This window comes from Flavobacterium sp. (assembly GCF_034111225.1).
Lineage (GTDB): Bacteria > Bacteroidota > Bacteroidia > Flavobacteriales > Flavobacteriaceae > Flavobacterium.
On the sequence record NZ_JAWUXR010000012.1, the window covers coordinates 84001 to 105415 of the forward strand.

Below are 21415 nucleotides of genomic sequence, written 5' to 3' on the forward strand. Positions count from 1 at the left end.
AATTTTAAGTTTAGTTCCATTGAAAAGTTCCAAGTTGAATTTTTATGACTTTATCATTTTTAAAGATAAAATTCAATCCGTCGATATCTCCAAGGTGAATAAATTTTAAATTTGGGTCGTCCCAATCGTGATTTTGGTAAACAGCATTTCCATCATGAATTTCATATTTGTACGCTTTCTTTACTTGCTCAACTGTTGCACCTATAGCGATTTCTTTTTTAGTCTTTAATTTAGAGTTTCCATATAAGTTAATATTGCAAATTCTAAAGTTTTCACCATTATTTTGAAAATCACGATCGTTAAAAATAACAGTTAAACCTAATTTTGTATATTCAAAATAATAAAAATGTTCTCCCAAGTGTTCATTTCGTCCATCATCTATTTTTTTATCGGGTTCACCTAAAAATTTTAGCACATCGCTTTTTTTCATCTCTATAGATAAATCTCCAATGTTTTCAGATAATAATAAATAAGAACCTAAATTTTCGGGTGTTAACTTTGGTCTTTTTCTACCTTTTTTTTCTTCTATAAGTTTATCATATCTTCTTAGGCTAACTAAAGAATTCTTTTTTGAAGAAACTTCACCATTAAAAGTAGTTTCTACATGATTTTCGGTATCAATAATGGTAATTCCTGTTTCGTATAATTCGCCTCTAGAATAGTAGTTGTCGTAAATTTTGTATTTGTACTTCCCAATTGTAAAAGACAAGTTGTTTTCGTCCATTCCTTCATTTTGAATACCACCACCTCTTAAATAATAGTTGTACATAAAAAGATCCCAACTTTTAGATTTGTCTTTTGGAAATTCTAATTCAACTTTTTCTTCTGTACCAAATCTGTAAACCAGATATTCATCTAAAGTGTCTTTACAAATGCTTAGTTTTTTACCTTCAAAAGTTCTAAACGAGTACAATTCTACTTCGTTTGATTTTACATAATTGTTAATCGTATTTACCAAAGTAAATTTTTGATTGATAATAGGTACAAATTCAGAAAAAGGATTAATGGTAAATAGTAAATTATTGTTTTGAAGTTTAACTTTTAAATTGCTCTTATGTCCGTAATAATCCCCAACTAATTGATTCTCATTTACTGAGCAATAAATATAATGCAGTTCAGAAGCATCTGCTTTTGATTTCCAAATTAAAAGAAAACCAGGATTATTTTTTTCTATTCGAATAGAATTTTCTCCATTTTCTGACTGCCATAAACCTATGAAATCATTAGGATTGAATTTTTCAGAACTATTTGAAGAATTGGTTTCAGCTATTAAAACTTCATTTTCAGGTTGTGATGATGTAGTTTCTTTACAACTAATTAATAATAATAAAGAAAAAAAGAAACCAATAGGTTTGAGTAAATTGTGCATAATTCGTAGATTTTGGGCTTAAATGGCACAAAATATAAAAATATTTGCAATCATTGTGCCAATAATCTAATATTTACTTAGAAATTGTTCTTCCTAAAACAAACATAGTATCTTGATTGCTATCAATGATAATTTTTTCAATGTCATTTTGCATGGCAATTTCTAAAAGATTTTTAGCAGGAATAGAAACAAATGGTTTCGTTTCTTGCGACCAAATCGTTAAAGCCGCTTGAGAAGTAAAAACCCCCATTACTTTTTGATTTTCTACTTCAAAAACTGATGTAAAAGTCATAGGAGTTCCTTTTTCAATAGTAGACCAACCGTTTTCATCTCTGTTTCCTCCTTTAACCGGTTCTGCTGTTGGAACTACTAAAAAAGCACTGTCTCCTTGTAACTCTTCAAAAACAGCCATAAAAGTATCTTCACTTTGGTTGGCTTGGAATGCTTTTATTGTTGAAAGTAATTTTGTGTTGTTTGGTTGAAAATTATCTTGATTCATTATTAATTTGTTTTGTTAAAATAAAACACCTTGCTGATTTATTGGTGTTTGTCCTTCTAATTTAAATTGTTTTACGATTTTATATTGTCCTTTTTCTAAGTCAAGTTCCCTAATTATAACAGTATCACATAAAAAGTTTAAGTCAACACATGAAAAAGAACGAATTGCTGTTTCCAGTTTTTCTGTTTCCAATTTTCTCGCAATGCTTAAATGCGGGTTAGTACTTTTATAACTTAACTTAATTGAAAGCGATGTATTTATCTGTTTCATTAACTTTTTTAATGCTAAGGAACTTAAATCATTTGGGCAAAGATAAAAAGTCCCATTAGGATATGAACTAAATTTGCTTAAAATTACGTCAACAGGTTGAATGTGCTTACAAATTTTTCCAAGTTCATTACTGACTAACTCTATTTTAGTAGAATGTAATTTGAATTTTGAAATCGTAATATGCGCTAATGAATTTTTACTGTTATACCAACCAATTTTAGAAGCTAAGTCCAATTTAATTTGCTTTACTTTTTCAATAATTTCTTCAGAAGGATGAAAAGCTATTGCATATTTTTTTTCCATTATTTTATTGATTAAGTAACTTTGTTTATAAAATTAAACTAGTATTTTCCCATCCTCCATTAGAATAATACGATCAGTACGTTTGGCAAAATCTTCATCATGTGTTACTATAAGCAAAGACATGTTTTGTTCATCACATAATTTTCTAAAAATAGTAAAAACATTATCCGCATTATGACTGTCTAAATTTCCTGTAGGTTCATCACCCATAATTATCGATGGATTATTGATAAGCGCTCTAGCAATCGCTACACGTTGTTTTTCACCGCCAGAAACTTGAGAAGCTTTCTTTAATGCTAAATGTTCTATTTTTAATAGTTTTAGTTTTTCATAAGCATCTTGTTCTATTTCTTGTACTGATTTTTCACCTAGTTTTTTAGCTGGAAGCATTATGTTTTCCAAAACCGTAAAATCGGCTAATAGATAATGAAACTGAAAAACAAAACCAATATGTTTATTTCTTATATAAGATAGTTTTTCACTAGATTGTCCGCTGATGATTTCATTATCTAACAACAAACGACCTTCATATTCGGTATCCATAGTAGAAAGAATATAGAGTAGAGTAGATTTACCACAACCCGATTTTCCCATAATAGAAACAAACTCTCCTTTTTCAATTTTAAAATTAATGTCTTTTAAAACTTGAAAACGAACAGGCTTTTCAAAATACTTATTAATGTTTTGTGCTTCTAAAACTGTACTCATTTTATTGTCCTCTTATAATTTTTACGGGGTCTATTTTCCTAGCCTTTTGAGCAGGTAAATAGCCTGCAAAAAAAGTTGATATTAATGCGAATATTATTCCAACACCATAAAACCAGGGATTAAAATTGATGGGGTAGGTTTTAACTGTAGGCAAAGCTTCTGTTTCAAACGGAATAGTGCTTATGATACTCGATAAGACAAAACCTAAAAGCAAACCTAGAACACCACCAACAAAACCAATAATCATAGCCTGACTCATAAATATCATTTGCACATCTTTACCCGAAAAGCCTGTTGCTTTTAGTATGGCAATGTCATTCATCTTTTCATAAATCAGCATGTTTAAGATGTTATAAATACCAAAACCAGCTACGATTAATAAGGTTATGGAAACCGCATAGGTAATTAAGTTTCTAACTGTAGTTCCGGTTTCAAACTGAGCATTTGCAGTATTAATGTCAATAGCTTTGAGTTCAAACTGATGTTCTAATTTCTTAGCCATTGGAAAGGCCAATTCTATATCATTTAACTTTACATTTATATCGGTAATATAGTTTTCGGGTTCCCCTAAAATGCGTTGTACCGTTTTAAGATTGGAAAAACTTTGAATAGCATCTATGTCAGAAATACCACTTTGATAGAGTCCAACAATCCTCAATGGAAATACATCTCCTTTAATTGTACTTATTTGAATTCTATCCCCAATATGAAGTGCCATCTTTTTAGCGATTCCAATACCCAGCAAAATACCATTATCGTTATTGTTTAAAGCTTCAGCAGAACCTTCAATAATATAATCTTTTAAATTGAACAACTTGGCTTCATCTAAAGCGATAATACCTGTTAGATTACCTGCAATTTCTATAGAACCTGCAATGTAAAAGATTTGTGCCTTTATTTGCGGAAGTGCACCTTTTACATTGGGGTCTTCATTCAGATGCTTCATTAAAGGCAAAGCATTGTGTATTTTTTTCTGACTTAATTTGGGTTTAATGGAATGGACGATATGGGTACTGTTTACCACTTTTTCATATAAAGCTATGGGTTGCTCTTTAGAGGGTTCTATTTCGTTATAAATATGAATATGTGGGGTTTGATTCATTACCAAATTGTCTAACATGCTATTTAAACCCGTCATAAAACTTACTAAAGTAATATAAGCACCAATACCAAATGTAACACCAAGAGCGGCCACAGAAGTCTGTTTAATCTTCGTAATTAAATGCGTTTTAGCAATCGTTAAAATAACAGCCCAATTAATCATTCTTCTGTTTTATAAAGTATTGTTTTTTCAGTAATTCCAGATAGGACTTCTATGTATTCCATATTGCGCATTCCTGTTTTAATGGATATAATACCAGCATCTGTTTTTACTTTATCACCATCTAGTAAATATTCTATCGGTATAGCTACAACATTTTCTCGTTTCCCAATTACTATGTTGGCTTCACCAGAAAGGCCAGGGTAAAGTACTTTAGGTTGGATGTTAAAAACAGCTTCTACTTTAAAAGTTTGATTGCGTTCATCTTTTTTAGGTAATATCTTAGTCACTTTTGCTGTAAACACTTCCCCTTTATATGCATCTAAATTGATAATAACCTGTTGTCCTTTTATAACTTTAACTATATCTACTTCATCTACCAGCATTTCCACAATAAATTGATTAGCACTTCCTAAAGTAGCAATGGTAGTATTGGTATTAATTAGTTCACCTAAGTTTTTATTAATGGCATAGATTTTCCCATTGATACTGCTTTTAATGGTGTAATCTTTAGTCGCTACAAGTGTAGTGTTGTAATTATTTTTAGCTTGTTTAACATTGATGTACAATTCATTTTTAGTTCGATTTAATTTACTTTGAAGAGTTATTAAGTTGTTTTTAGCTAAATCATAGTTTAGTTTTTTAGTGTCAAACTCTATTTTAGAACCTATTTTTTGGTCCCACAGATTCTTTTGTCTAAAATAGTTGATGGAATCATTTTTATATTTCAATTGCGCAGCATTGATTTCGTCCTTAATACTTTGCAGAACGGTAATGCCACCACTGTAATTATCATTTGCCAAATCTAAAGCAAGCTTTGCATTTTGTGCATTCAATTCGGGAGCGGTATTAGTTACCTTAAATAAAGTTTGGTTTTTAGTCACCACATTGCCTTCTTCTACAAATGTTTTTTCTAAAATCCCTGAAATAACAGCATATACTTGATACAAACTATCGGGCTGAATGGTTACAGAGCTATAAATAGATTCTGTCATATCAATTTGTTGAGGTGTAATGCTTTTCTCATGCTTACATGCAACTAGTAATAGACTGTAAAAGATAAATAAAAATATTTTTTGCATTATAAAATATACTTAAGATTAACATAAAGGTATTGGTTTTATTGTAATCAATAGTTGATATTTGTCATAGTATTTATTAGCTTATATATAAGTTAATAAAATGTAATATAAGTTTTTTATTTGCTAATTTCTTATATCGAGATAAAAATCAAAATGTACGGGGCAGTCAAAAAATAATTTTTATACAATAAAAATATAACGATAAGTTAAATTTATTTCCTCTACATTACTTTCCAATACAGAAGTTGGCAAATGCTATATTTAATGAACGTGGCGAGTGGAGGTACAAGCGAGGTACAAAGTTGAAATCCGACTGCTAACTTCTGTAAAAACAAAAATACAAAAAAAAACATCGTTATTTAATTCTCCTGTAATTTCTCTTTTTTAAATAATATCAAATTTAAATAATATCAAAATATTATATATTTGTAGTTCTTAAAAAAATATATAGTTTATATTTATGAGTTTTAAATAATTTTGAGTCGTTCTTTGAATTAGAGCTTAATATATTATAAGAAAAAGAAATATTAAATTTAGTTTTATGAAAAAGATTTTATTAATTTCAATATTAGGCTTACTCTTTGTAGACTGTTCAAATGAACCGAAGCTTAACGAAGGTCTTCTTGGGTCTCAGAATACAGAAATTGTTGTCGAAAACTCTGGTTTGGTAATTTTAAACCCTTATAACAGAGCCCTTTTTGAGCGTTTAAATCTTTTAGATAATAATCAGTTTATTTCAGATAATGAAAATATAAAAGCCGTTTATTGTTTACAATATTTGGCTACTGGTTTTTCTCAAGCAGATGAATCATTACTATCCTTGAACAAAGTACTTTGTGGAATTGCACCACAAGAGTATATAGGTGGTTCTGTAGAGATTTCTAATGAAGAAAAAGCAATTATGGATAGCATGATTATAAGTGCAATTAGCTATTGGCCTGCAATAGGTAGTTCGTCAGTTGATGGATTTAGACAAAACTGGTTAATTAGATCAGGAGTTTTAAGAGAAGAGGAAGATCGTTGGGTATTAACTGTTGAAAATAGAGTTTATGATATTTTATTAGATCGGAATCCAGTTTCCTTTTCTGTTATCAGATATCCTTGGATGCCAAAGCCATTATATGTCAATTGGCGTTCTTAGTGTAATACCTATCATACAAAAACACAAAAAAAACATCGTTAATTAATTCTCCTTTAATTCCCCCAAATTGTTTTTGTAATTTTTTTCCTATTTTATGGTTTTTCGTAAAATAATATGTTTATTTTTATATAAATTTGAACGTGTGTAAATCATTATATATATTCATCCGTTTTGGAGTGTATAAATATGACTTATCAGACATATTAATAAGTTACCTGCAAGCTTTAAAACCAACACGAATTAAAAAACTTAATGTATCAAATTGTGAAAAATTTATTAAATGAAATAACAGAAGATATCAAAGATATCAAAGCAAAAAAATTTGAATACATTCCTACAAAATCTGTTCCCAATAGATATGATTCTAGTTTAACTTTTGAAAGAGGTCAAAACAAAATTGGTAAAGAACTAGACACATGTGTATTATTTGTAGATATAAGAAATTCTGTTGCTCTAAATAAAAAGCACCACACCCAAACTATGGGAAGAATATATAGTGTTTTTACTAAATCAATTCTTAAAGCTGCAAAAAATCACAAAGGTCATGTTCGTAACATTATAGGTGATAGGGTTATGATTGTATTTGATCCTGAAAATTGTTTTACTAATGCAATTCATTGTGCATATACAATAAACAATATATCAATTTCTATAAACTCTATATTTACAGATGTTGATTTTAAATGCGGAATTGGTATAGACTATGGAAATTTAAAAGTCATAAAAGTTGGACTCCATAGACAAGGATCAGAAGTTGCAGAAAACCGAAATTTAGTTTGGGTTGGTTACCCTGCAAACATTGCCTCTAGACTAACCGATAGTGCAAATAAAGTTATAAAAACTACTAAATTTAAAGTTACTTATAAATCTTTAATCGACTTTAGTTTTTTGAGTTCATCTCCACTTTTCAAAGGTATTGGAGGCTCTCCTTTTTTAGATAGCAACATAACCGACACACTTACACAAGATGAATTTTGCGAAAAAATAAATTTTGAAAATAGTAAAATGAAGTATTCTAAAGGAGAATTTATCAAATTTGAAAAAATATCTTCGTTAAAAATTTTTAAAAAAATTATAATAACTAAAAGTGTTTATGATGGTTATAAAAATACAAATCCAAACGATTTAGCAATAAAAAATAATTGGTGGAGTATTGTTGAAGACCATGAAATAAAAGACGTAAATGTAGAAATATATCAATCATCAGTAAAATGGACAATATGAAAAATAAAATAGAAAATAGCGTAAATAAATTGAATTTAATTAATAGTTGGATCAGTAATTGTGATTCTAAAAGTTCATACATACTAACTTTCTTTGGAGTAATTATAACAATTATTTTCACATCTAATGTTGGTGAGGGTATGATTTCAAGTTTAGAATTTACTTCAGCTGATAAAATCACAACAAAGTCATTTAATAACTTTTTGCAATTATTACTTTTTATTTTATTCTTGATTTTATCGTCAATGACATTATATTTTACATATTTGACTTTAAAAGCTAGAATTGATCCAAAAGTATATAGTCAAGAGGGGTTAGTAACATCGTCTAATATTTTCTTTGGTAGTATCTGCAACAAAAACTTTAAAGATTTTAATACTGAAATTAAAAGTGAAAGTGAAGAAAATTACCTAAATGATATTAACTCACAAATATTTATAAATAGTAAAATTGCTAATCTGAAGTTTAAAAATTATAATTTGAGTTTACAATACATGCTTATAACTTTTTGTGTGTTTTTAATTTACATAATTATAAAATAAGCCAGCAAGTAACAGCAGGTAACAGCATTTAAAAGCAATGGCTTAGGCAAGGGCATACTTCCGAATTTTCTCCGAAAATTCAAAAGCTTGCTTTATATTTGTTTTGGCTTGGTTTAGTCTCGTCGCCACTTCTTTTAGCTGCAACACGTTGGCAGTGAGCGTACTGCATAACTGACTAATACTTGACACTATTTTTTAAGTAATTTATCCTTACATTTAATCTTTCTTTTATCTAATAAACAAATAATAAATAAAGGTGATAAAAATGTGTAATAATTTAAACCGTCAACAAAATTCATTTTTTCCTTTACTCTGTAATTTTCTTCTAAATCAGGTAAATTTTCATCAGCTCTAAAATAAGTAAAAGGGAATTTTCCCGGTTCTGTAACATTTAATTTTTTAAAAAACTCAATCCAAACTCCTATCTTCCATTTCGCTGATTCTGGTCTCTTTTTAATAAATAATTCTCTTAATTCATTAAAATACCTCAAATTTCTTCTATCAAGAAAATCTAATAATTCATCTTTCTCTATATGTAAATCTGAATATTCAACTACAGCATAATCATTTTGATAATGTCTAACACCCCATCTAATTGCTGCTTCTATATTTTCTTCCCATAAATAAAAACCTTCACCCAAAAAAGGCAAGGATGTTTTCCCAGATTCATTTCGCTTTTTTACAGATTTAAAAGGAGATTCTTTCAATATATAAGCTGGTTGTGCTTTTTTACATGTATGCTGATATGTATATAGAATAAAATTACTCATTATCCAAATCAATCAAAGTTTCAATTAATCTTTCTTTATGACCTGATAAATTTAATGTTGGTAATGTTATCGTATCAAAACCACTTAATGAAGTAAAAGACGATACAAAACTTCTTATGTAAGGAAATACAATTGCTGGACCATTAACCGAAAGGAAGTTCAAAAGTAATGCCTCATCTTCAGTATCATATTCAAAAATCCCAACACAGAGCATTTTTAAATTAAAGTCATTTTCTACATCAAATATTTCTAAATCAATATTAATATGGAATTGTTTATTTTTTCTACTTATTACTGCTTGTGGTATAATTTCAAAAATATTCTCTTGTTGATCTACTTGAACTTTCTCAAATAAAAATTTAGGAACAACAAAGTTTACAAAATTTAATTGTGCTTTCATATTTACTTAATTTCACTTTTTTGTTAAAAAAAAAGGACCTTGTTTAGGTCCTGTTTAATATCTTCTTTTAAATTTATTGATTTCCTTTCTTGTTTATCAAAAAACTTAAAAAGTTCAAATTTCTTGTATTTATTTGACAAGTAATTATGGAAAGTATCACTATCGGTAAACCAAAAATTTTGCTTTTCGATTTCATAGTTATCAAATTCCTTCATCATATTATCTAATTCAACAACCGATAAGGTTTCGACAAATCTTTTATTCATTTCTAAAGATTGTGTCATTACAGTAGAATACATAACTTTAATTTTTTAATTAGAAATTTTTTATTTTGCAACCCTAATTATTTAAACCAAATATAAAACAAATTTTAAAATAAAAAAGCAATTTTAATATTATTTTATGTTATTTTTAATTTGGCGCAAAAGTACAATATTCTTTTAAATATACAATTTAAAATTTGATTTATAATCGTAATATTGTAAAATAATTTTCAAATGTAAAATAACCACCTACTGCCAACAGCCGTTTGTTGCAATTGCTTGGGCTTGGCTTGTGTTCGGAATTTTTTCTGAAAATTCTAAAGTAGTTTTATACTTGTCAAATTAAGTGCTAAATTTATGCAACTGTCACAAGCCGTCAAATGTTAGCAGATAATTTATGTAAAAGCGGCAAAAATTAAAATAAAATAACACAAATGATCGAAAGAAAACTATTGTTATTTTAATAATATAGGATATTTAGTCTAAATACTTTATTGAAGTAAAAAGGATGTAAAGAATATAAAAAGGTAAAAGATATTATTCGCCTATAAGTAACATTTACTAACATCGGTTTCTTAAAAATAAATAAGTGTTTAAAATGAATTATGAAATTGATATCAGGTTAGATGCCTAGAAAACAAATTATACAAAATACATGAAAACCTCAAAATACATAAAGGAAATACAAAAAAGATTGCCAGAAGATATAATTATCGAAAATGAATCAACCTTCGAATTTAATGAAGATGAATTTGTGAGTATTCTTTCATGGATAAAAAACTTTAATGAACATTATAAATTATTTGGAAAAAATCAGCAACCATATATTATGTTTCCAATAATTTCAAAAAGATTACGTCTTGATTTTGGTTTATTCAATTATCCAAATAATTTAGAAGTAAATAAAGGAGCATTCATAATTTATATTTCAGACAACGGGAGGTTATTAGATGGTACAATAAAAAAAAACATTAGTGTAAAAGAATTAATAACAACTTGGGGACTTTAAAAGCGCAAAATTGTAAAGAAGTTATGAGTTTAAAGAAATATAAAAGTTATAGCAGAGAGGATATTCATAATATTTACTCAAGAGATACTAGGTTTACTCCAGGAGCTGGTAAATGGGGTTTACATGGTATTGTTTCTATTCCAAATACAAAAGCAGATATTGTGTTTTTTGTGACATTTGGTACAACTCAAGCCGGGCATACTTTTAAAGAAGGTATAACTGAAGATGGAGTTTTGACATGGCAAAGTAAACCAGGTCAAAAGCTAGGTGATCCTCAAATCAAGAGACTTATAAATCATGATTTTGAAACTAGTAATATCCATTTACTTTTAAGAACAAACTCAAAAGATAAATATACTTATTTAGGGAAATTATCATACGAATTACATAATCCAGAAAAAGAAAAACCTGTTCAATTTCAATGGCAAATACTTGATTGGGGAGTTAATCAAGAGTTATTTGATAAGATTGGGCTTAAATTAGGAGATGCTGAATTAGAATCCGATCCATTTACACCGAAATTAAACTTTAAGCAGAAAAATCAACTAATTAAAACTGATTATCTTCCAATTCCTAAAAAACAAAGAAAAATATCTGAGCCTGGTACAAAAATCTTAAAAATTGATTTTTTAAAAATTGCTAAAAATTCTAAACAAAATGGAGATAACGGCGAGTTATTAGTTGTTGATTTTGAAATTAATAAACTCAAAAAATTTGGTATAGACAAAGAAGTATTACATAAATCTTTAGAAGGGGATGGACATGGTTATGATATTGAATCCTATGATGAGAAGGGTGAAAAAATATTTATAGAAGTAAAAACTACAGTTGGTGGGTTGAATACTTCATTTGATGTAAGTATAAATGAAGTACTAGTGTCAAATAAAAAAAATAAAAGCTATTACGTATATCGACTCTATAATTATGATAAGGATATGAATAGCGCAGAGTTCTATATCCTAAATGGTAATATTGAGGAACATTTTAATTTGAATGCAACTCAATACAAAGCATCTTATAAAGAAGAAAGTAATAATGGTTAAGGTAGTTTGTGGAATAATATATAAAGGAGATAAAATTTTTATTTCACGTAGAAAAGCCGAAAAAGTACTAGGGGGTTATTGGGAGTTTCCGGGAGGTAAAATAGAGATAGGTGAAAATGATGAAGATTCATTAACTCGTGAGCTTTTTGAAGAACTCGGAATGAAAGTTATAGTTAATGATTTCTTTAAAACAGTAATTTACCATTACGAGGACTTTTCAGTAGAGCTTATAGCATATAAATGCAATTTTTTAGAAGCAACTTTTAATTTGACTGATCATGATTTATTTGAATGGGTAAATATTGAAGGATTGAAGAATTGGCAATTAGCACCTGCAGATATTCCTATTGCAGAAGAATTAATTAAAAATAAAATTAAGACCCATCCATAAATAACCTATGTGAAGTTTTTTTCTTTTACGGTTTCCCATAAAAAAAGCCTGAATATTCCAACTATTTTTACATTCTATAACGTATTAAAAAAAGTAAGTAACCACGTATAAATACTGTTGCTTAACAATATTATTTTCGGTAAGTTTGAATAAATTAACTTCTAATAATACAATAAGAGTATTGTATTAACAATCAATAGATTGTAAAAAACAGATATGGCAGCAGAACAAAAACAAAAAATAGAACAACAACTTTGGAATATTGCAAACACCCTACGTGGGAAAATGGATGCAGACGATTTTAGAGATTATATATTAGGCTTTATCTTCTACAAATACCTAAGTAGAAAAATGGAGTTGTATGCCAATGAAATTCTGTCTCCTGATGGATTGACTTTTCAAGAAATTGAAGGACATAAGGATAAAGAACTTTTAAAACAAGAAGTAAAACAATTGGCTATCGACAAATTAGGTTTCTTTTTAGAACCTGGTGAATTGTTTTCTGAATTGGCACGAAGAGGAAATGCAGGAGGAAAAAACAATTTTATTCTGGGAGATTTATCTAAAGTACTTACACATATTGAACAAAGTACAATGGGTTCTGAAAGTGAAGAAGACTTTGTAAACTTGTTCTCGGACTTGGATTTGACTTCTCATAAATTGGGAAAATCAGAAACGGATAAAAACGAATTGATTGTAAAAATATTAGTGCATTTAGAGGAAATCGACTTCGATTTAGAGAATGTAGATAGCGATGTTCTAGGAGATGCTTACGAATACCTTATTGGTAAATTTGCTAGTGGTGCTGGAAAAAAAGCAGGAGAGTTTTATACCCCACAACAAGTAAGTAGCATCTTAGCCCAATTGGTAACAGTGGGTAAAGACAAACTAAAAAGTGTTTATGACCCTACTTGTGGTTCTGGTTCGTTATTGTTGCGTGTGGCTAAAGAAGTAAAAGACGTTAGCTTTTTTTACGGACAAGAAATGAACCCTACGACGTATAATTTATGTCGTATGAACATGATTATGCACAACGTACACTACAAGCGTTTTGACATTAAAAACGAAGATACTTTAGAACGCCCTCAGCATTATGATATACGTTTTGAAGCTATTGTAGCCAACCCACCTTTTTCGGCTAATTGGAGTGCTAGTCCTTTGTTTATGAACGACGATCGTTTTTCTTCTTATGGAAAACTAGCCCCAAGCAGTAAAGCCGATTTTGCCTTTTTGCAACACATGGTACACCAACTAGACGAAAATGGAACAATGGCTATTGTATTACCACACGGTGTTTTGTTTAGAGGTGCAGCCGAAGGACACATACGCAAGTATTTAATTGAAGATAAAAACTACTTGGATGCCGTTATAGGTTTGCCAGCCAATATTTTTTATGGTACCAGTATACCAACGTGTATTTTGGTGTTGAAGAAAAACAGAACGCATGCTAAAGACGTTTTGTTTATAGACAGCAGCCAACATTTTGAAAAAGTAAAAACCCAAAACGTACTGCGAACTGAAGATATTGATAAAATAATTGCTACCTACAAAAACCGCACAACCGAAGACAAATACTGTTATGTAGCGCCATTAAGCGAGTTAGCCGAAAACGACTACAATCTTAATATACCAAGATATGTAGATACCTTTGAAGAAGAAGAAGCGATAGATTTAACGGCTGTAACCCAAGAATTACGACAACTAGCCCAAGAAAGTGCAACTACCGATGCAACTATAAAAGGGTTTTGTGAGGAACTAGGAATTGAAACACCCTTTTAACCATGCAAACACAAAACAACATACCTGCTTTGCGTTTTCCTGAGTTTGATGGGGAATGGGAAAATAAAAAAATAGGAGATATTGCAAAGAAAGTAAATAGTGGAAGTACTCCTCGTGGTGGTTCAGAAGTATATGTTACTGAAGGAATATTGTTTATAAGAAGTCAAAATGTTTTAGATAGTAAGTTGTCTTTTGAAAATTCAACTTATATAACTAATGAGATAAATGATTCTATGAAAAATAGTGTTGTTCATCCAAATGATATCTTATTAAATATAACTGGTGCTTCTTTAGGCAGAAGTTGCGTAGTACCTAAAGAATTTACTATTGGAAATGTTAATCAACACGTTTGCATAATTAGATTAAACGAAAAAAACGAACCAGCATTTATCCAACCAATTTTTGCTTCAAAAAAAGGTCAAAATATCTTTACTAGTTTGCAAACAGGAAGTGGTCGTGAAGGCTTAAATTTCCAAAGTATAAAAGGGATATCATTAGCTTTTCCTTCAAAACAAGAACAACAAAAAATAGCTTCCTTTTTAAGTGCTGTGGATGAAAAAATACAGCAATTGACTCGCAAAGCTGCTTTGTTAGAACAGTACAAAAAAGGCATTATGCAACAACTGTTTTCGGGTACATTACGATTTAAGGATGATGATGGTAAGGATTTTCCGGAGTGGGAAGAGAAGAAATTGGGGGAATTTTGTACTTTCTTTTCTGGTGGAACTCCAACAAGTACAAATCAAAAATATTATTCAGGAACAATACCATTTATTGGTTCAGGAAATATTTATGATTCAGAAGTTTTTAGTTTTATAACAGAAGAAGCTTTAAATAATTCTTCTGCAAAAATTATCAAAAAAGGTGATTTACTTTATGCTCTTTATGGAGCAAATAGTGGTGAAGTTTCAATTTCAAAAATGGAAGGAGCAATTAATCAGGCAATACTGTGTATTAGAAACAAAGAATGTATAGAATATTTGTACTATGTTCTTTTGTCAAATAAAGATAAAATTGTTGCAAAATTTATACAAGGTGGACAAGGTAATTTATCTTCACAAATAATTAAACGTTTGAAATATAATTTCCCATCCCTAAAAGAACAACAAAAAATAGCGTCCTTTTTATCGGGAATAGATGATAAAATAGCCAGTGTAAATGCGCAATTAGAAAAAACGCAAACGTTTAAAAAAGGGTTGTTGCAGCAAATGTTTGTGTAAATTTAAAAATCAACTAATGACAAAAGAAGAGCTTATTAATGAATTTTTGAAACAACAGATTAAACCAAAATCTAATGTTGAAATAATTTTGAAAGGAAATGGAAAATTAATAGGAACACTAACAGATGCGAAAGTTAAAGGTCCTGATAAAGATTCCATTTATCACTTAATTGGATTAGTGTTAACTCCACCAAAAGGAATGTTAATGTCAAAAGCACCTCATTCTGTGTCTGTCGAAATGATAGAAAGTGTCAAAAAAATTTAATTACTATGAGTCATCAAACTGAAGCTCAAATAGAAAATAAGTTAATCCAACAATTAGCTGGTTTAAAATATACATCTGTAAAAATTCAAGATGGTACAGCTTTGGTATCCAACTTAAAAAGGCAACTCGAAGTTTTTAACGAAACTACGTTTACAGACAAAGAATTTGATACGGTTTTAAATCATTTAGCAAAAGGGAATGTTTTTGAAAAAGCCAAAACGCTTCGAGATCGTTTTCAATTGACTAAAGAAGATGGCACTTCGTTTTATGTTCGTTTTTTTAATACAGAAGACACTAATAAAAACTTATTTCAAGTAACCAATCAAATCACTTTAGAAGGAAGTTACAAAAACCGATATGATGTTACTCTTTTAGTTAACGGTTTACCTTTGGTACAAATAGAATTGAAACGTTCAGGTATCGAAATTAAAGAAGCATTTAACCAAATTAATCGTTACCAAAATCATTCTTTTTGGAGTAATCACGGTTTGTTTCAGTACGTGCAATTGTTTGTGATAAGCAATGGCGTAAATACTAAATATTTAGCAAATAACAAGTTGCAATCGGTAAAGCAAACGTTCTTTTGGGCGGATGCCAACAATAAAAACGTAACGGAATTAGTAGAATTTGCAGATGCGTTTTTAAACCCAAATCATTTAGGTAAAATGATTGCGCATTATATTGTAATTAACGAAACGCATAAAGTAATGATGATTTTGCGTCCGTATCAATATTTTGCAACGGAAGCTATTATTAAGCAAGTAAAAAACACAAACAAGAATGCTTATATATGGCATACAACAGGTTCTGGTAAAACATTGACTTCGTTTAAAGCAAGTCAAATTTTAATGGAATTGCCAGAAGTGTACAAAGTTGTTTTTGTAGTAGATAGAAAGGATTTGGATTACCAAACCATGAATGAGTTTAATTCCTTTAAAAAAGACAGCGTTGATGTTACCGATAATACACAATCGTTAGTTAGGCAATTAACCGATAATACAAAATTAGTTTTAACAACTATTCAAAAATTGAACAATGCAGTTTCAGATCGTTTTAAAAATAGCATTGAAAAATTAAGACATGAAAAAATAGTTTTCATATTTGATGAATGCCATCGTTCTCAATTTGGAGAAACACACGAACGTATTACGAAGTTCTTTGATAAAAGCCAGTTAATTGGTTTTACAGGAACACCTATTTTTGCTGAAAATGCATCTAAAAACGACTTAGGAAAACGAACTACAAAAGATTTGTTTGGTAATTGTTTGCATAAATATGTAATTACCGATGCTATTAGAGATCAAAATGTATTGCGTTTTGGAATTGAATATGTTGGGAAATACAAAAACAAGAGTAATGCTTTTATTGATATAGAAGTAGAAGATATTGACAAAAAAGAAGTATTAGATTCTGAAAAGCGAATCAACAAAATAGTAGATTATATTATTGCTTATCACGGTCAAAAAACATTTAGTAAATCCTATTCTGCTTTGTTAGCAGTAAGTAGCATTAATAATGTAATTCAGTATTACGACCTTTTTCAACAAAAGAAAGCAGCTGGAGAACATGATTTGCGTATTGCAACCATATTTACGTATGGTACAAATGAAGATTCAGATGAAGCTCAGGATTTTCTTCCAGATGCAGATGATTTTGATATTGCAGCAGAACCAAAAACAGCTTATCAATCAAGTCATACCAGAGATAAATTAGAAAGCTATATTGGTGATTATAATAAAATGTACAACACCAATTTTTCAACCAAAGACAGCCAACAATTTGAGAATTATTTCAAAAATATTAGCCAACGTTTAAAAGACAAAGAAAAGACAAGTTTTAACGATGAAAAAGATCGCTTAGATATTGTTATCGTTGTAAACATGATGCTTACAGGTTTTGACGCTAAAAAAGTAAATACACTTTATGTAGATAAGAACTTAAAGCAACATGGATTAATTCAGGCTTATTCACGAACAAATAGGATATTAGGAGAACAGAAGTCGCAAGGAAACATTTTGTCCTTTAGAAACCTTAAAAAGGCTACTGATGATGCAATTACTTTATTTTCAAATAAAGATGCAATTGATGTTGTTACCATGCCTGACTATGATAAAATTGCGGAGAAATTTGATGAAGCTTTAAAATTCTTACGAGAAATTGCACCAACTTATCAAAGTGTAAACGAATTGCAGAGTGAAGAAGAGGAAGCAAAATTTGTACAGGCTTTTAGAAAATTGATGCGTAACATAAATGTTTTACAATCGTATACTGATTTTGATTGGGAAGATTTAACCATAGACGAGCAAGAATTTGAAAATTATAAAAGCAAGTATTTAGACCTTTATGAAAAAGTAAGACAGGATAATCAAAATCAAAAAACTTCTATTTTAGATGACATTGATTTTGAATTGGAATTAATTCATAGAGATCAAATTAATGTAGCTTATATTATAAAACTATTAGCACAATTAAAAAACACGAATACATCAGAAGCTAAAGCACAACGTAAAACTATTCTTGATTTGCTAGGAGGAGATATTCAGTTGCGTAGTAAGCGAGAATTAATCCAGAAATTTATTGATGAAAATTTACCGTTTATAAAAGATGGAGATAATATTGATGATGAGTTTGAGAAATTTTGGAAAGACCAAAAAGTCTTGGCGTTAGATACTATATGTAAAGAAGAGCATTTAGACAAAGCACAATTCAAGGCTTTGATTGATGCTTATATATACAGCGGTAGAGAACCTATAAAAGATGAAGTTTTCCAATGTTTAGATAACCGCCCAAGTATTTTACAGGCCAGAGTTATTGGCGATAGAATTATTACAAAAATGAAGGAGTTTATTGAGGTGTTTGTTAATGGTATGGTGGCTTAAGATAAATTATAAATACTTAAATGTTTAATCAATAGAATTATAAATGAAAAAGTTTCACATATTATTCTCGTTTTTTTTTATTACAATAGCTTCTTCCCAAAATTTAGAAGTTGATAAAAGAAATGGATTTAAAGATATAAAACTCGGCGATCATATTTCAATGTTTGAAGGGATAAAAGAAGCACCATTTGATTATCCTACTAAAATTATTGGTTTGTGGAATACAACAGATGAAAATTTAGGTTATTTTTTTGACGACAAAGTTGACTATTTTGAATTAACATTTGATAGAACAACAAAAAAGCTTATTTCTATAAGTGTTGTTCTTTTAATTAAAAAACCATATTCGGATCCTAGTGTTCTTAAAAAATATAAAGAGATAAATAGTAAATTAATAATTGCACTAGGAAGTCCAAGTTCAGTAGGTGAAAAAACGATAAGTCTTAGTTGGTTTGGAAATAATGTGATGATGAGTTTTTCTTTAAATTCCGAACAAATTAAATTTGATGAGGATGCAAATGCTATCGGATTGACATCCTTAAAATTTTTAATAATGTCAAAAAAAAATATTAAAGAAAATGTCAAAAAAGGTTTTTAAATTTTTTAATTGATAAAAATAATAATAGATGTCAAAAATATTACAATATAGAGCATACGAAGAAGAAGTATATAATTGGTTAATGGCTAAGCATAAGTCAAATCCTGAGTTTACTTTTTCCTTACGCCAAAAAGGTTCTAAAGGAGCAGAATTAGATTATTTTATAGGAACGAGTAAATCTAGTTATTTTGGCACCACATTTTGGACATTACCAGTTGCTTTTCCGGGATCTTCTAGCGATTGTATTAATTTAATTTTCAAAATATCAGATTCAGGATATAGTTACTTCTTTGAATTTACACAAACGAAAAGCCCTCATGATGATCAAAATGCTTTTGCATTGCAATTTATTCAGTCGCTGGAGGAAGAATTAGAAAAAAGGATTGGACTAAATTATGTTACTAGTGAAGATCAAAAAATGTATAGTAGTAAGACTAAATCTTCCTCTAAATTTTATGATAGTATTAGTAAAATGTTACTTGATATAGATGGAGATTTAAAAATCATTTTAGACTTAGTTGATGAAAAATTAGCCAGCTTTAAAGTAAATAATCCTTCTTTTGTAATGCATAGAATAACTAAAGAAGAGTTTGATTCTATGTTAGAGCGAAAAGACAAACGTTTTCTAAAGTATGAAGATGTTAATAGTGATATGAATTTTGAAGAGTCTGATTCTAATATAGATTTTAATGAATTGATTTCTAAGATGAATGCGGCAGATTTAGAAAATTATTTTACCTATTTAAGAAAACTATTAAGTTTTTTAGGGATAAAAAATAGTGATAAGAGAATAGTTTTTTCAGTAAGAGATAATCAATTAAATTTTATAATAGGCCAAAGATATTGTTGGAATTTATTTGCTTCAGATGCAAAAGGTAAATATGGAGTTATTTCAAACCAAAGAATAAATGAAAGTAGTAGTCAATTTAGCGGTAAAGAGCCTAATCCTTTTTACACTCAGTTTGATAGTTTTGATATTGCTGAAATGAATTTTGATAATGTAGCTTCACAATTATCCATAGAATTAGAAAGATCTAATAAATCAAGTTTTAGAAAGTGGAATAATGTTGATTTTGAAAATAAACTTTTTAATATTATGACTAATGAATCTATAGGTAATAAATACAAAGCCCCACTAAATCAAATCCTTTACGGACCTCCAGGAACAGGAAAAACTTATAAATTACAAAATGAATATTTTGATAAATTTTCAATAAACGAATCTACACTTACAAAAGAACAGTATTTAGAAAATTTAGTATCAGATTTGAATTGGTGGCAAGTAATTAGTATAGCTGTATTAGACCTTAAGACCTCTAAAGTAAATACAATCCATGAACATGAAATTGTAAAAGCAAAAGAGAAAATATCTGATTCTAAAACCGTACGACCAACTATTTGGGGACAATTACAGAGACATACCGTTTTAGATTGTCAGTTTGTAAATGTTAAAGATCGTTCTGAACCTTTGTATTTTAATAAAGATGAAAACTCAAACTGGACAATTGATAGTGAATTGTTAAGTCAATACTATCCAGAAGCTTTTGATATACTAAATGGTATTAAAAATTTTAAAGGGAATGCGGGAATATCTATAAAAAACTATGAGTTTATTACCTTTCATCAGTCGTTTAGTTATGAGGATTTTATAGAAGGAATAAAACCTAAGCTTGATGAAGGTGAAGCAGACTTAAATTTTGAAATTAAAGATGGTATTTTTAAGAAATTATGCTTAAAAGCCGAAGCCGATTTAGAAAATGATTATGCTATTTTTATTGACGAAATTAATAGAGGTAATGTATCAGCAATTTTCGGTGAATTAATTACGCTAATTGAACCTGATAAACGTATTGGGGCAATTAATGAATTAAAAGTTAAATTGCCTTATTCCAAAAAGGAATTTGGTGTTCCTAAAAATTTACATATTATTGGAACAATGAATACAGCAGATAGAAGTGTAGAAGCATTAGATACTGCATTAAGAAGACGTTTTAGTTTTACTGAAATGATGCCTGATGAAAAAGTGTTTGATGAACTTACTTTTTCTGACAACTATGCTAGAAAAGATTTAATGTTGAAAATTAACCACCGTGTTGAGGTTTTACTAGATAGAAATTATACTTTAGGCCATTCTTATTTCATTAAAAAAGATTTTAAAAATTCATTTAAGAATGAGATTATTCCTTTATTACAAGAATATTTCTATAATGATTATGGCAAAATTGGCCTAGTATTAGGTGAGGGTTTTGTGAGAGAAAAAGAAATTACAAAAAATGCAAATACTTCAATTTTTGCAGACTTTGATACTAAAAATGAAATCGAGATTGTAAAATCATACGAGTTAATTCCATTCGATGATGTAGGTTTTGATATAGCTTTAGAAACATTATTAGCTTAAT

At 29.0% G+C, this 21415-nt stretch carries 21 protein-coding genes; 12 read left to right on the forward strand and 9 right to left on the reverse strand.

What is annotated here, in order from left to right:
- Positions 1-10: 10 nt before the first annotated feature.
- The 6 genes from UXY25_RS08635 to UXY25_RS08660 form a co-directional block, all read right to left on the reverse strand.
- Positions 11-1369: a hypothetical protein gene (locus UXY25_RS08635; RefSeq protein WP_320815602.1), complete on the reverse strand. Its 1359-nt coding sequence runs from the start codon at positions 1367-1369 to the stop codon at positions 11-13.
- A 73-nt stretch (positions 1370-1442) separates the two neighbouring features.
- Positions 1443-1868, reverse strand: coding sequence for an SseB family protein (locus UXY25_RS08640; protein ID WP_320815603.1), 426 nt, complete (start codon positions 1866-1868; stop codon positions 1443-1445).
- A 15-nt stretch (positions 1869-1883) separates the two neighbouring features.
- Positions 1884-2441 carry a 2'-5' RNA ligase family protein gene (locus tag UXY25_RS08645; RefSeq protein WP_320815604.1) on the reverse strand — a complete coding sequence of 186 codons (558 nt, stop codon included), beginning with the start codon at positions 2439-2441 and terminating at the stop codon, positions 1884-1886.
- 33 nt (positions 2442-2474) lie between these two features.
- On the reverse strand, positions 2475-3149 hold the full coding sequence (locus tag UXY25_RS08650; RefSeq protein WP_320815605.1) for an ABC transporter ATP-binding protein: 675 nt from the start codon (positions 3147-3149) through the stop codon (positions 2475-2477).
- 1 nt (position 3150) lies between these two features.
- On the reverse strand, positions 3151-4413 hold the full coding sequence (locus UXY25_RS08655) for an ABC transporter permease (RefSeq protein ID WP_320815606.1): 1263 nt from the start codon (positions 4411-4413) through the stop codon (positions 3151-3153).
- Entirely contained in the window at positions 4410-5492 is a 1083-nt protein-coding gene (locus UXY25_RS08660) for an efflux RND transporter periplasmic adaptor subunit (protein WP_320815607.1), read from the reverse strand. Before UXY25_RS08660 ends, UXY25_RS08655 begins: the two co-directional genes overlap by 4 nt.
- Positions 5493-6033: 541 nt before the next feature.
- Between UXY25_RS08660 and UXY25_RS08665 the strand changes: the two genes are divergently transcribed.
- From UXY25_RS08665 to UXY25_RS08675, 3 genes are all read left to right on the forward strand, one after another.
- On the forward strand, positions 6034-6633 hold the full coding sequence (locus UXY25_RS08665) for a contractile injection system tape measure protein (RefSeq protein ID WP_320815608.1): 600 nt from the start codon (positions 6034-6036) through the stop codon (positions 6631-6633).
- 264 nt (positions 6634-6897) lie between these two features.
- A complete protein-coding gene (locus UXY25_RS08670) occupies positions 6898-7857 on the forward strand; it encodes an adenylate/guanylate cyclase domain-containing protein (protein ID WP_320815609.1) in 960 nt (319 codons plus the stop codon).
- The gene (locus UXY25_RS08675) at positions 7854-8399 is read left to right on the forward strand and encodes a hypothetical protein (RefSeq protein ID WP_320815610.1); all 546 of its coding nucleotides are present in this window, start codon (positions 7854-7856) and stop codon (positions 8397-8399) included. The genes UXY25_RS08670 and UXY25_RS08675 overlap by 4 nt, the downstream gene beginning before the upstream one ends.
- A 188-nt stretch (positions 8400-8587) precedes the next feature.
- Here the strand turns inward: UXY25_RS08675 and UXY25_RS08680 are convergent, their stop codons facing one another.
- The 3 genes from UXY25_RS08680 to UXY25_RS08690 are packed head-to-tail and all read right to left on the reverse strand — an operon-like array spanning position 8588 to position 9868.
- A complete protein-coding gene (locus UXY25_RS08680) occupies positions 8588-9169 on the reverse strand; it encodes a hypothetical protein (protein WP_320815611.1) in 582 nt (193 codons plus the stop codon).
- Positions 9162-9569, reverse strand: coding sequence for a protein-export chaperone SecB (locus UXY25_RS08685; RefSeq protein WP_320815612.1), 408 nt, complete (start codon positions 9567-9569; stop codon positions 9162-9164). Before UXY25_RS08685 ends, UXY25_RS08680 begins: the two co-directional genes overlap by 8 nt.
- Positions 9570-9592: 23 nt before the next feature.
- A complete protein-coding gene (locus UXY25_RS08690; protein ID WP_320815613.1) occupies positions 9593-9868 on the reverse strand; it encodes a hypothetical protein in 276 nt (91 codons plus the stop codon).
- 619 nt (positions 9869-10487) lie between these two features.
- Here UXY25_RS08690 and UXY25_RS08695 point away from each other — a divergent pair.
- The 9 genes from UXY25_RS08695 to UXY25_RS08735 all read left to right on the forward strand — a co-directional run bounded on the left by UXY25_RS08695 (position 10488) and on the right by UXY25_RS08735 (position 21414).
- Entirely contained in the window at positions 10488-10841 is a 354-nt protein-coding gene (locus UXY25_RS08695; RefSeq protein ID WP_320815614.1) for a hypothetical protein, read from the forward strand.
- Entirely contained in the window at positions 10829-11884 is a 1056-nt protein-coding gene (locus UXY25_RS08700) for a DUF3427 domain-containing protein (RefSeq protein ID WP_414601378.1), read from the forward strand. Before UXY25_RS08695 ends, UXY25_RS08700 begins: the two co-directional genes overlap by 13 nt.
- Positions 11877-12275, forward strand: coding sequence for a (deoxy)nucleoside triphosphate pyrophosphohydrolase (locus tag UXY25_RS08705; protein ID WP_320815616.1), 399 nt, complete (start codon positions 11877-11879; stop codon positions 12273-12275). Before UXY25_RS08700 ends, UXY25_RS08705 begins: the two co-directional genes overlap by 8 nt.
- Before the next feature lie 216 nt (positions 12276-12491).
- On the forward strand, positions 12492-14054 hold the full coding sequence (locus tag UXY25_RS08710; protein ID WP_320815617.1) for a type I restriction-modification system subunit M: 1563 nt from the start codon (positions 12492-12494) through the stop codon (positions 14052-14054).
- 2 nt (positions 14055-14056) lie between these two features.
- A complete protein-coding gene (locus tag UXY25_RS08715) occupies positions 14057-15274 on the forward strand; it encodes a restriction endonuclease subunit S (protein WP_320815618.1) in 1218 nt (405 codons plus the stop codon).
- A gap of 16 nt (positions 15275-15290) precedes the next feature.
- On the forward strand, positions 15291-15539 hold the full coding sequence (locus UXY25_RS08720) for a hypothetical protein (RefSeq protein WP_320815619.1): 249 nt from the start codon (positions 15291-15293) through the stop codon (positions 15537-15539).
- 5 nt (positions 15540-15544) lie between these two features.
- Positions 15545-18418 carry a type I restriction endonuclease subunit R gene (locus tag UXY25_RS08725; protein ID WP_320815620.1) on the forward strand — a complete coding sequence of 958 codons (2874 nt, stop codon included), beginning with the start codon at positions 15545-15547 and terminating at the stop codon, positions 18416-18418.
- 43 nt (positions 18419-18461) lie between these two features.
- Complete coding sequence (locus UXY25_RS08730) at positions 18462-19016, forward strand: hypothetical protein (RefSeq protein ID WP_320815621.1); 555 nt, start codon at positions 18462-18464, stop codon at positions 19014-19016.
- Between the two features lie 28 nt (positions 19017-19044).
- Entirely contained in the window at positions 19045-21414 is a 2370-nt protein-coding gene (locus UXY25_RS08735; RefSeq protein WP_320815622.1) for an McrB family protein, read from the forward strand.
- Position 21415 lies beyond the last annotated feature (1 nt).